At 31.8% G+C, this 12,393-nt stretch carries 10 protein-coding genes, 1 pseudogene and 1 other annotated feature; of the genes and pseudogenes, 10 read left to right on the top strand and 1 reads right to left on the bottom strand.

The annotated features are described in order from the left end of the window. Nucleotides 1-77: 77 nt before the first annotated feature. The 9 genes and pseudogenes from LCF45_RS13095 (at nucleotide 78) to LCF45_RS13055 (ending at nucleotide 10,303) form a co-directional block, all read left to right on the top strand. Nucleotides 78-2,216, top strand: coding sequence for a penicillin-binding protein (locus LCF45_RS13095; RefSeq protein WP_002127630.1), 2,139 nt, complete (start codon nucleotides 78-80; stop codon nucleotides 2,214-2,216). A gap of 191 nt (nucleotides 2,217-2,407) precedes the next feature. Next, nucleotides 2,408-2,665 (top strand) — a binding site (T-box leader). A 65-nt stretch (nucleotides 2,666-2,730) separates the two neighbouring features. Further along, on the top strand, nucleotides 2,731-3,969 hold the full coding sequence (locus tag LCF45_RS13090) for an MFS transporter (RefSeq protein ID WP_016120295.1): 1,239 nt from the start codon (nucleotides 2,731-2,733) through the stop codon (nucleotides 3,967-3,969). 111 nt (nucleotides 3,970-4,080) lie between these two features. Continuing rightward, entirely contained in the window at nucleotides 4,081-5,106 is a 1,026-nt protein-coding gene (locus tag LCF45_RS13085; protein ID WP_002013186.1) for a serine hydrolase domain-containing protein, read from the top strand. A 64-nt stretch (nucleotides 5,107-5,170) separates the two neighbouring features. Further along, nucleotides 5,171-5,296, top strand: a pseudogene (locus LCF45_RS13080) (GNAT family acetyltransferase); the annotation flags it as partial. A 143-nt stretch (nucleotides 5,297-5,439) separates the two neighbouring features. Continuing rightward, nucleotides 5,440-5,907 carry a DUF1453 family protein gene (locus tag LCF45_RS13075; protein WP_078207005.1) on the top strand — a complete coding sequence of 156 codons (468 nt, stop codon included), beginning with the start codon at nucleotides 5,440-5,442 and terminating at the stop codon, nucleotides 5,905-5,907. Nucleotides 5,908-5,986: 79 nt separating this feature from the next. Continuing rightward, on the top strand, nucleotides 5,987-6,493 hold the full coding sequence (locus LCF45_RS13070) for a DUF3189 family protein (protein WP_002110178.1): 507 nt from the start codon (nucleotides 5,987-5,989) through the stop codon (nucleotides 6,491-6,493). 197 nt (nucleotides 6,494-6,690) lie between these two features. Then, on the top strand, nucleotides 6,691-7,497 hold the full coding sequence (locus tag LCF45_RS13065) for a DegV family protein (protein ID WP_002127627.1): 807 nt from the start codon (nucleotides 6,691-6,693) through the stop codon (nucleotides 7,495-7,497). Between the two features lie 164 nt (nucleotides 7,498-7,661). Beyond that, complete coding sequence (locus LCF45_RS13060) at nucleotides 7,662-8,885, top strand: methyltransferase domain-containing protein (protein WP_002168281.1); 1,224 nt, start codon at nucleotides 7,662-7,664, stop codon at nucleotides 8,883-8,885. A 113-nt stretch (nucleotides 8,886-8,998) separates the two neighbouring features. Beyond that, nucleotides 8,999-10,303 (top strand): MFS transporter, encoded by a 1,305-nt coding sequence (locus tag LCF45_RS13055; RefSeq protein ID WP_078207006.1) that lies wholly within the window; start codon nucleotides 8,999-9,001, stop codon nucleotides 10,301-10,303. Between the two features lie 50 nt (nucleotides 10,304-10,353). On the opposite strand, the gene LCF45_RS13050 is transcribed toward LCF45_RS13055, so the two are convergent. Next, a complete protein-coding gene (locus LCF45_RS13050) occupies nucleotides 10,354-11,052 on the bottom strand; it encodes a hypothetical protein (protein ID WP_002168283.1) in 699 nt (232 codons plus the stop codon). 505 nt (nucleotides 11,053-11,557) lie between these two features. Here LCF45_RS13050 and LCF45_RS13045 point away from each other — a divergent pair. Beyond that, nucleotides 11,558-12,358 (top strand): GNAT family N-acetyltransferase, encoded by an 801-nt coding sequence (locus tag LCF45_RS13045; RefSeq protein ID WP_002127623.1) that lies wholly within the window; start codon nucleotides 11,558-11,560, stop codon nucleotides 12,356-12,358. The last annotated feature ends 35 nt before the right edge of the window (nucleotides 12,359-12,393 follow it).

Here is a 12,393-nt window from a genome sequence, read left to right as displayed (position 1 = left end):
ATAGTATCTACTATATTAAAGAACATATTTAGTAGCGCATCTTCGCATTAATGCATTGTAAAGGAAAGGAGATTAGTATGCATAAACTTCAAACGAATAAAGGCGCTCGATATATGATGATTGCTTTTATTGTTTTGTTTCTTACTATGCTTTTACGTATGTTTTATATTCAAGCGGTAGGAGTCGTGCATAATGTTAATGTAAAGGATCTTGCGAAGGAACAACAAAACAAAAATGGAGTTTTAGAGGCAAATCGCGGGACAATTTATGATCAAAACGGTAAAGTATTAGTCCAAGACTCAACGACATATCGCATCGTTGTAAACCTAAAAGGAAAAGATAAATTAAAAGATAAAGAAGATACCGCACAACGTTTAGCAGATGCGCTTGAAGTTGATAAAGAGGAGATCATGAAAAATTTTCACGAAGGACGTACGCAAGTTGAAATTGGTAAAATTGGACGTAACTTATCTAGAGAAGCGAAGGAAGAGATTAATAATTTGAAAATACCAGGTGTATCTTTCACAACAGAAAAAGCCAGAGTATACCCAAATGAAGATTTCGCCTCGTATATACTTGGTTTTGCAAGACCAGACGATAAAGGTAATGCGGTGGGGAAGTTTGGGCTTGAAGAAAGTTTGGATAAATATTTGCGCTCTACAAATGGTAATGTTTCATATGTAGGTTCAAGAAAAGGAATCCCACTTACAAATGATATAGGAAAAGTAGAACCTGCTAAAAATGGAAATAACGTATATCTTACGCTTGATAAACAAATTAATAGTTTTTTAGAAGACGCGATGAATAAAGCGGCGCAACACTATGATCCTTCTATGTTAGTAGGTATTATTGCGGATCCAAAAACAGGTAAGATTTTAGCAATGTCTAGTAAGCCTAGTTATAATCCTAACAAAGGAGACATTGAATATTTTTTAAACGATCCAATTGCGAATGCATTCGAACCAGGGTCTACAATGAAAGTTTTTACATTAGCTGCTGCAATTAATGAAGGTGTATATAACGGGAAAGAATATTTCCAATCAGGAAAATATGCAGTTGGTTCAGCAGAGATTAAAGATCATAATGGCGGCTATGGATGGGGTTCAATTACATTTGATGAAGGGTTTGAACGGTCATCGAACGTTGCTTTTTCTATTTTAGAAGATCAGTTACTGAAACCAAATAAATTCAAGCAATATATGAATTTATTTGGTTTCAATCAAAAAACAGGGATAGATTTGCCTGGAGAAAGTAAAAATACATTATTGTTAAATACTCAAATTCAACAAGTTACTACATCTTTCGGCCAAGGCTCAACTGTAACTCCTATTCAAATAGTACAAGCGGCCACAGCTATAGCAAATGACGGGAAAATGATGCAACCTTATATTGTTGATAAGGTTGTAAATCCAACAAATAAACAAGTTATTATGGAAAATCAACCTAAAGAAATAGGGAATCCGATTAAAAAAGAAACCGCAGATAAGGTAAGGAACTTAATGGAGCGTGTTATAACATCATCTAAAGGAACGGGAACGATGTATAAAATTGATGGTTATCCGATTGGTGGTAAAACAGGGACAGCGCAAATTCCGAATCCTGAAAATGGACGATATATGGAAGGGAAAGATAATTATATTTTTTCATTCTTAGGAATGGCTCCAATTGATGATCCGCAATTAGTCGTATATTTAGCCATTAAGCAACCTAAATTAAAGGGGAATGAATACGGTGCTCAGCCTCTTGCTGAAATTTTTAAACCAGTTATGAAAAATAGTCTAGAATATTTAAAAGTGAAACCATATACAGAAAAGAAAATGGCAGATGCAACAAAGCAATCTGAAATAAAAGTACAAAATTATGTAAATCAAACAATGGATACTGTAAAAAATATTGCAGAAAAAGAGAAACTTCAGCCGGTATTATTAGGAGAAGGAAAGATAATAAAACAATATCCACAGACTGGCGAGGTAATGAGTGAAGGAGATCGCATATTTCTAGTAGGAAGTAATGTGAAAATGCCTAACCTAAAAGGTTGGTCAATGCGTGATGTTATGTATTTCTCTAAGTTGTTGAAATTAGATTTAAAAACAACAGGTACAGGGTATGTAACGAGTCAAAGCATTGAAAAGGGAGAATATATACAAGAAGGTGATACTTTAAAACTAGATTTGGAACCGCCTCTAGAACCATTAGCAGAAGCGAGTACAAATTAATATCGAATTTTGTAAGAGTCTATAGTATAATAGGCTCTTTTTTTTTAGAGTTACAAGCAATTTCACGCACCGTATTTTTTAATAAATAAAAAATCAAGTTACAAAATTATAAAGGATGCTCACTTTCAAAAAAACTGATTATTCTTTTTAATTATTTACAATATAAAACCTATGTGATAATATGGAAAAAACCAAATGCAGTGAAGAGAAGAGTAAATAAAATGAATTTTTCACAGAGAGCTCTATTTAGCTGAAAAGGAGCAAAAATTCTTTATTGAACCAAGCCTCTGAGCAGCACATCGGAACCTTTTAAAAGTGGATGGTGTGACGGGAGCTCCCGTTATAGAGATAAGGTATAAGCATGAAAATAGTGCAGTACCTGATAAGGTTAATATGGCGACATATTAACAAACTAGGGTGGCACCGCGATGATAAATCTCGTCCCTAAGACTAAAAGTCTTGGGGACGAGATTTTTTTATTGTTTTAAAACAATTTAGAAAGCGGGTGCCTAAAGTGAAAAAATTACTTGAAGATTGGAAATATCCTTTATTACTATTGTCCGGAGTTGGTATTGCGAATTTAGGTGCATGGATTTATTTAATCGCACTGAATGTACTTGTCTATAATATGGGTGGCTCAGCCTTAGCTGTCGCTACTTTATATGTGATAAAACCATTAGCCACTTTATTTACAAACGCTTGGTCAGGAAGTATGATAGATCGTTTAAATAAACGAAAGTTAATGATTCACCTCGATATATATCGAGCAGTATTTATCGCTATTTTACCCTTGGTTCCATCCCTTTGGATTGTCTATCTCTTAGTATTTTTTATAAGCATGGCCAGTGCGATTTATGAACCAACTGCTATGACATATATGACGAAATTAATTCCAGTAGAGCAAAGACAACGTTTCAACTCACTACGTAGTTTAATAGGATCTGGTGCATTTTTAATTGGTCCAGCAGTAGCGGGGATATTATTAATAACTGGTACACCAGAGTTTGCTATATATATGAATGCTATAGCATTTCTGTTATCAGGGTTAATTACATTACTTTTACCTGATCTTGATAAAAAATACGATTCTAATACATCAAGTGATAAGTTATCTCTAACTGTACTAAAAAAAGATTGGAACATAGTTTTAAATTTCAGCAAAAAATCTGTGTATATAGGATGTGTTTATTTCCTATTCCAAGGAATGATGGTTTTAGCTACCGCTATAGATTCACTTGAACTATCATTTGCGAAAGAAGTTTTATTGTTAACAGATAGTGAGTATGGCTTCCTAGTTAGTATCGCTGGAGCGGGTTTTATTTTAGGAGCCATAACAAATACAATTTTATCAAAAAAATTAGCACCTTCATTTCTAATTGGGATAGGATCATTATTCATTGCAATCGGATATTTGATTTATGCTTTTTCAAGTGAGTTTTTAATAGCTGCTATCGGATTCTTTGTTTTATCTTTCTCTATGGCATATGCAAATACGGGATTTTACACATTTTATCAAAATAACGTTCCGGTTCATATGATGGGACGAATCGGGAGTATATACGGGCTCGTTATAGCTGTTTTTACAATTTTTATAACGATTCTGTTCGGCGTTGCAACTCAATTCACTTCTATACAACTTGTAGTCATTGTAGGAGTATTGGTAATGCTACTTATTACTATCATATTGTGCGTGTTTACTTTATTACCATCGCGGTCTAAGGTATATTCCGCTGAATCAATAAATTCGAAATAGTTCCCTTGGTTTTTATTTGAAAATTAGGGGGTTGAATAAGAGGTTTCTTTCCCCTATATATGGAAAAATAATAAGAGGAAAGAACAATATCGATAAACAAGGGTGGTTATTATGATAAAAACAAAAGATCAAATAGAGAAAATTGTAAAAGAAATACATCGGAATATAGATTTTTCTGGGGTAGTCTTAATAAAAAAAGATGATGATATTATTTATGAAAATTCATTTGGATATGCTAACCGAAGTGAATGTATAAACAATACACTACAAACAAGATTTGGAATTGCCTCAGGATGCAAATTATTTACTGCTATCAGTATCTGTCAACTTGTTGAAAGAGGTGTAATTACTTTTCATACAAAGTTAAAAGATTGTCTACATATTAAATTCCCAAACTTTAATGAAGATATTACAGTACATCAACTTTTAACGCATAGTTCGGGTATTCCAGATTATTTTGATGAAAGTATCATGGATAACTTTGAAGACCTTTGGAAACAAACTCCTATGTATCTATTAAAAAGTTTAAAAGACTTTTTACCATTATTCCAAAACAGTAATATGATGTTTACACCAGGAAGTAAGTTTTACTATAATAATGCAGGTTTTATTATACTTGGATTAATTATAGAACAGCAGACAGGACTTGAATTTACGGAATATATAGAAAGAAACATATTTGTTCCAGTTGGTATGAATGATTCAGGCTATTTCTCTTTAGATAATTTACCAAAACATACTGCTCTCGGATATATAAAGGATGTAAATAGTCAAAAATGGAGAACAAATGCATACTCTATACCCATAAAAGGAGGTTCTGATGGCGGTGCTTACATTACTGCACCAGATATGGTGAAATTTTGGGAAGCTCTATTTAACAACGAAATATTAAGCCACGAATATACGAAGTTACTTTTAACTCCTCATATTTTGGTGAATAATAGCCAGTCTTACGGCTATGGAATATGGATTGAGAAAAGACAAGAAAATATTTTTAAATATCATGTAATGGGATATGATCCAGGCGTGAGTTTTCGCTCGGCCGTATACCCGGAATTAGGAATTACATTAGTTATTCCATCAAATAAAGGGGCAGGACCTGAAAAACTAATGGTGGAAATAGAAGGAGCTTTTTAATTACATGGATATAAAAATTAGAGCATATAAAAAAGAAGACGAAATAGGCTAGGTACGTTGCCGTGTGTTATCTTTTTTAGATACAGCATATTATGACAATGTACTTAGAGGGAAAGAAAAATATGAAAATCCCGCAATTGAACTAGTTGCTATACATGAAGAACAAGTAGTAGGAGACGTACGAGTAAAAAGTACGTCTTTTTACTTTTATAAATAATGCTTAAGGCTGATGGGAAATCACATTCCATATTATACAAATTAAAGTAGCTATCGTATTTCAAACAGAGACGAATATAATTTTCAAAGGTAAACAAGTATATAGGAGGACTCTAAATGGATATTCTATTTGTTATTCTACTTGTTATTCTTATAATTGTATTAATTCAAGGTAAGGAATACAAAGTGAATATTAATCGTATTTGGCTCATTCCGGCTTTGCTGTGCTTTGTAACAATCCAGTCCATTATTCATATGGGAAAATTAAATATATTGCACGTACTAGTATTCGTTGCAATGCTTGGAATGGGATTGGGTCTAGGAGTTATTAGGGGAAAAGCTTTAACATTTCGATTAGATAGTGAAACAGGTCATGTATTACGAAAAGGAAATTGGTTAAGTACAATTATTCTCCTTGTTATTTTAGGTGCAAAGGTTTTGATTAAGCAAAGTATGTTTCCTGGCAGTACTCACCACACATTAATGGTTGTAACAAATGCCTTTTTATGTATCACATTAGGTACCGTAATTAGTAGACGCTATTATATTTGGAAAAAATATAATGAATTAACACAAAAAGCGTAAATACATTCGTCCCTTGTTTAACAACGTTGTGAACGGTAATACTAAATAATATTGAACTTTTACAACAAGGGATGATAATATGATATTCATTTACACAGATTTCGGTGGAACGCATACAACCTCGCTAGCTGCAGCTTATCATTTGAATAAATTACCAACGGATCGGAAGTTAACGAAAGAAGAAATTTTAAATGTAGAGTACTTTAATAAACTGAAAACAGAAGATATGGGGAAAATTATTTTTCATGGACAAGATGAATATGGGAATCCAGTATATACAATTGGATGCGGGGCATCAAAGGTCGTTGTACCTGCCATGAAGCATTTAGGAGAGATTCTGCAAAAACATTATCAAAACAATGATAAGATTATTTTTTCTAATACATCACCAACAGTTCCATTGCCAATGACTTTAGGCGGTTTGTTTTCTAGAAGATTTCATATTGATTTTATTGGTGTACCGTTACTCGTATGGGGAGCAAAAATTTGCTGTGATAACATCCAGCGGCTTGTCAGTTATACGAAAGAAGCGGGGCGAATGACGAATGATTATGTTGTTATTTTAGATAACGAAACATTTAAGTAATGTAATGTTAAAAGAAGGCCGGAAAATTTTGTGGTTTTCTTTTTTTTTGATAAATAGACAAAAAACATTCACATTTATTATACATCTACTATAGCCAAAATAATAAAGTCCTGTTACTATTACAGGGGATATTCTCTTTTCGTAAGATAAATATATAGAAAAGTCAGAAAAGAGGAACAGAATAAGGGAGGAACAACATGAAGCGTGTTGCTTGGTTTACTGATAGTACAACTGCGAGTTTTACAACAGATGGTGATAACTTTGTTATCCCAATTGAAGTTATTATTGATGGAGTGTCTTATAAGGATTGTGAAGAAGGAGTTCATAAACGTCTTTATGAAGCGTTAAATGATGGAAGAACCGTTACTACTTCGCAACCTAACATAGGGGAAATGGTAGAATTATTTACTAAATGCAAAGAAGAATATGAAGAAGGCTTTGCAGTTGCTATTAGCGGAAAAGTAAGTGGGACCTATCAAAATATGAAGTTAGCTGCTGATATGGCAGGTTTCCCTTTAACTGTATTAGATAGTGAAACGACAAGTTATCCAATGGATGAACTTCTGAGAAAAGCTAAAACGTTATACAATGATGGTATGACTTTACAAGATATACATAAAACATTAGTAGATGAAAAAAGAAGGCCTTTTTATGTATTTCCAAAAAGCTTAAAAGGTTTATATGCAAGTGGTCGAGTAAAGGGAGTTCAATTTTTACTTGGAAGTTTATTAAGTGTCAACTTAATCTTAGAAGTAAAAGGCGGAGAACTTTTACTTGAAAAGAAAGTGCGTAAAATCCAAAAATGTAGAGAATACATTAAAAATGAGCTTGAAAAAGAATTACCAAAAGTACTTCATATGTTCTATGCTAACGATAAAGATGGAGCTGAAGAATGGATTTCAGATATTAAACAAGCATTCCCTGAAATGGATTTCAAGCTTTATCCATTGCCAATTTCATTTGCTGTACATGCAGGTGAAGGTACAATAGCAATTAGTTATTAAGAGGAAAACCCGTGAATAATTCGCGGGTTTTTTATTTTTTTCTACAACAAATATGAAGTATCCATTGAATCTACCCCATACTAGATAATTATGTATAGATAAAAGGATTTCCTACTATTAGAAAAGAAGTATTTATAAACAAATACTAAAATGGTAGTGATATTATGAAAATCGGTAAATTTGGAGAAAAAAATAATTTAAGTATAGATGCGATTAGACATTATATGGATCTCGGGCTAATTATCCCCGAAAAGAAGGGTGGCCATTATTTTTTTGATGAGTATTGTCAAAAAGATGTAGAGCTTATATTAGAGTACAAATGGCTAGGATTTAGTTTGAATGAAATTAAAGAACTTTTTCTTTATAAAAGTTTAGCAAAATCTATAAATTATGAAAAAGATACTTTTTACCAATCTTTATTTAAATTGAAATATGAAAAGGTGGAACATGAAATAAAAAATTTAAAGGAAAGAAGAGATAAATTAAAGGCAGCGTTAAATGATTTATCTATAACAACTCAGATTTCTAATTCAATTTTAGGGATAGATTTAAGGGTACTTAATTTTCTTACATGTTTTAAGTGTAGCGGGAATTTAATTCTTCAAGATGGAATTATTAATAGCAATCAAATTACGGAGGGGAAATTAACTTGTAATTGCGGCGAAGAGTATGTTATTAATTCAGGGATTTTAACAGCAGGTAAATCGTTTGAAACGTCTGACAGGGCTTCTTTTGAAGATCCTATTTCAAATTATATCCATGAAACTGATTCTTCTTATTTGGAGAATATACATAGAGTAGGAGAATGGGCGAAAAAGAAACTAAAACAACTAGATTTAAATGACAAGGTAATACTTGATATAGGATCAGGTCTTGGATTCTTTTTACGAAATATTTATGAAGAGCTGCCAGAGGATTGCTTATATATTGCTGTTGATCGAGATTTGAATAAACTTCTATTTTTAAAAGATGTAATTGAAAGAAGAAATTCCAAAAGAAACATTCTTTTTATTTGCGCTGATTTTTTAAGTATACCTATTCAGAATCATTCTGTTGATATTGTAATTGATCAGTCTGGTACAAGTAATTACAGTTTTGAGCATGAAAATTTTTTATTACATGAATTAAATTCCCTTTTAAAACCTGATTGTTATTTATTAAGTTCATTTATTTTATTTAAAAATTTCAGCATAAATAGCCAAATTACAACTAGATTTCGAGATAATTTTACGTCTTCAAAAGTGAAGAGAGAAATCCAAAAGCTACAGTTTAATTCCATAGATGAAAGAACTTCAGAATATATAGAACGAGGAGGAAAATACGAGGATTTCTTTGTTCAAGGAGAAGAAATTTATACATATTCATTTTTCGGAAAAAGATGGGGTTAACCCCATCTTTTTTAATTTTTCTTTTAAAAGTTTTTAATACTAGCATATTGATATTGGGTTGACCCGAGAACTTACACTATACGTAATACAAAGTTAAGTGGGAGGGAAAAGTTATGGAGCGTTTACGAATACATTTACAAAATGAAAAAAGCAATCAAGAACTAAGAAATATTTGTCTCTATGTAATTGGGAAAACAGTATCAATATTTGGTAGCTCTATTTATAGTTTTGCATTAGGATTATATGTTTTACAAATAACCGGATCAGCATTAAATTTCGCAATTACACTCATTTTAGGAACGATTCCAATGATTGTTATGAATCCATTTGCCGGCGTAATCGCAGATAAGGTTGATAAAAAGAAGCTGGTTATTTGTATGGATCTACTAAATGGATGCTTATTAATTGCTGTTTATATAGTAAGCATCAATTATGGATTAAACTTATTCATCATTTATGCTACTACCTTTCTTATGTCGGTATTTACAACATTCTTCGGAATAGGATTAGAAGCCGCAAAACCAAATATCGTCTCTAAAGAGAAGCTAATGAGTATTAACTCTATAAGTAAAATTATCGATTCTGTATCTTTGATTCTCGGTCCTATGTTAGGTGGCATCATTTTTGCTGTATTAGATATAAAAACTTTTATAATTATAAATGGTATTTCATTTATTCTTTCGGGCATATCCATATTGTTTATTCACTTTAAATTGTTCGAGTACAACATAAAAGATGGATGTTCAAAAAGAGAAATTAATTTTATTAAAGATATAAAAGAGGCGTTTTCTTACTTAATTGAAAGGGAAAGCTTAAAAAATACGTTTCGTATTTTAACTGTACTTAATTTCTTCCTAGGTTTTGCTGTAATCGTCCCATTACCATACATAATAAACACAGTTCTCAATCTTAGTTCGAAGCAATTTGGCATGATTCATGGGACTTTTCCAGTAGGAATGATAGTTGGTGCAATATTAGTAAAAAAGATAACTGATCGTTTTTCTTATTCCTATCTTTTAAAAAAATCAAGTTTTATGTTGGCAATTTTTATGATAATTTCAGGGATTCCAATTTCATTCAAAAGTATTGAAGTAGATAATTTTGTATACGTTACTACGTATTGCATTATTATGTTCTTTTTAGGGCTAATGATAGCACTAATTGATATTCCTTTAACTTATTTCATGCAAAAAGAGATTCCCGATGAATATAGGGGAAGAGTGCTCAGTATTGGATTAAGTATAGGTAAAATGATGCAGCCAATAGCACTAGCATTATCGGGTCTATTATTAAATTATATTCCAGCCTACATGCTTCCAATTGCAGGAGGGATAGTATTTCTTATTTTAAATAAAGCTTACTCAAATAAGTTGAATTTAGAAATTCATTCAAAAGATTATAGTGTTTTGCGTAGCTAAGTGATATTGTTAAATGTTTAAAAAGCACAGGAACATCATCCTGTGCTTTTCTATCGTAATTCAGCTGTCTTTCTAATGACAATCTTATCAATATCATCTTCTTCTTCACCAATAAATAACCCGCGCTCTTTTAAATATGTTTCAAAGTATAAATCTGCTTCTGCACGTTCATCATATGGCTTTACAGATAGAACGAAACCTAATTTATTTTGCTCCTCTAAATGAGAAGTGGAGATGTAAGCCGGTACATTGTGGCGTAAAAAGAGCTCTTTAACAGGAATGATCATATCTTTCATTAACTTCGTTAACATACCCATTTCAAACTCAAAATTAAAGCGATCTATACTAGATAAATCCGCGAATACTACACCAATAAAACCTGTATTAAATACTTCTTGATATTCTACTTCTTCGTTACCGTAAAAATTCTTTTCGATTAAATAATTTATAAAGTAAGCAACGCCATCACTTTGTTCAAACGGTTTTGTTGAAAGAACAAAGCCGATTTTCTTTTGTTTATGTAAATACACACATGACATGTGTGCGGATATATTATGTTCTTTAAATAATGCACTCGTTGCCCCAGATAGACCATCTAGTACGTGATGAACAATTTGAAGTTTTTTACGAGCGAAATAATAGGATTTCTTTTGTAACTCCAATGTATCAATAAAGACAGAGCCGATAAAGCCTGTATTTGAAATAATAGGTGTTTGCTTTTTTCTTCCTCTGCGCTTTGCTTGAGTCATTGTTGAAATCATCCCTTCATGTACAAATAAATTAAAAGAACGTTTGTTCGTATATTTATATTTTACTATTAAAACGCACTAAAGTAAAGGGTTTTTGACGAAAAAACAATAAAAAAGACACCTATAAAAGGTGCCTTAAACGTTGCAGGGAAGAGGTTTCATCCCATTATTTATATTAAGATACAGATACAATCTCTTCTGTATCTTCTACATCTAAATGACAGTCCATAGTACGAACATCTTGATCTTCATGACTTCCGAAATAAATAGTAATTTTCATATGTATCGCTCCTTTATTCTAGGAATACCTAAAATAATTACTAGTAATGTTAATATTTATTATATACCACTTTTTTCATTCCGACAACGTTATATCATTTTTAATTCTTTTAGGGCGCAAAGAGTGATTTATAGAGATATTTTTATAGAAATAGGTACATTTCTTATATGATATATTTAATACTGAAGGATTCGAATACGAATTTTTATGAAAGGAGCAAAATGAATGAATTATAAACAGTTACTAATAGACAATTTTACATATAAAACCTCATATATTGCGCGGCAGGTAAATGGAATGGATGTAAAAGAAACGAAGGATTACATTACTGTCGACTGCGGATTACCTGCAGATACATTTAATATTATCACACTACTAAATAGTAATGTAACGGAAGGAATCGAGAAATTATATAAGGAGGTAGAATACTATAATCAAAAGAAATTTCCAATGAGTGTTTGGTTTTGGGATGATAAGCAAGAACAGACTATAAAAAGCGAATTAATCAAACTTGGTTTAAAAGAAGCTGAAAAGAATATCGCGATGGTAGCAGAATTAAAAACAATTCATCCAAGAATAAACATGCCAGTAGGTTTTACGATACAAAAAGCATCTTCTTCAGGACAAATCAAAAAGTTTGGAGAAACGTTAGCTAATCTATTTGGTACATCAGAGGAAGGTAAAAATGTACAAGCATACTATAATCAAATTTCTTCTTTAAGTTTATGGAATAGCGATAACATGAAACTATACTTAGGTCTTTATAAAGGTGAGGTAGTATCTGTTGGCTCTTTAGTATGTACGAAAGATAGTGTCGGTATTTATGATATAGCGACTAAAGAAGAAATGAGAGGACAAGGATTCGGCTCTACTATGTTTAATTTCTTGCTGCAAGAAGCTGAACAACTAAAAAATACGTATTGCGTATTACAAGCTTCACCTGATGGAATAAATATTTATAAAAAATCCGGCTTTCAAGTTGTAGGACAAATGACTGTTTTTGAAAATCGGCATTTATTTGAGTAAATCATCCAAGTCAAATTGTTTTAAATATAGGAGTT

The organism is Bacillus sp. 41-22 (assembly GCF_025809295.1).
Lineage (GTDB): Bacteria > Bacillota > Bacilli > Bacillales > Bacillaceae_G > Bacillus_A > Bacillus_A mycoides.
The sequence above is the reverse complement of the archived record's forward strand: the minus strand, read 5'-3'. Positions and strand labels throughout refer to the sequence as shown.

What these genes read in the sequence shown, in the direction of transcription:
- LCF45_RS13095 (WP_002127630.1), top strand. Translation starts at nt 78, where the DNA reads ATGCATAAACTTCAAACGAATAAAGGCGCTCGATATATGATGATTGCT.
- LCF45_RS13085 (WP_002013186.1), top strand. Translation starts at nt 4,081, where the DNA reads ATGATAAAAACAAAAGATCAAATAGAGAAAATTGTAAAAGAAATACAT.
- LCF45_RS13075 (WP_078207005.1), top strand. Translation starts at nt 5,440, where the DNA reads ATGGATATTCTATTTGTTATTCTACTTGTTATTCTTATAATTGTATTA.
- LCF45_RS13070 (WP_002110178.1), top strand. Translation starts at nt 5,987, where the DNA reads ATGATATTCATTTACACAGATTTCGGTGGAACGCATACAACCTCGCTA.
- LCF45_RS13065 (WP_002127627.1), top strand. Translation starts at nt 6,691, where the DNA reads ATGAAGCGTGTTGCTTGGTTTACTGATAGTACAACTGCGAGTTTTACA.
- LCF45_RS13060 (WP_002168281.1), top strand. Translation starts at nt 7,662, where the DNA reads ATGAAAATCGGTAAATTTGGAGAAAAAAATAATTTAAGTATAGATGCG.
- LCF45_RS13055 (WP_078207006.1), top strand. Translation starts at nt 8,999, where the DNA reads ATGGAGCGTTTACGAATACATTTACAAAATGAAAAAAGCAATCAAGAA.
- LCF45_RS13050 (WP_002168283.1), bottom strand. Translation starts at nt 11,052, where the DNA reads ATGACTCAAGCAAAGCGCAGAGGAAGAAAAAAGCAAACACCTATTATT.
- LCF45_RS13045 (WP_002127623.1), top strand. Translation starts at nt 11,558, where the DNA reads ATGAATTATAAACAGTTACTAATAGACAATTTTACATATAAAACCTCA.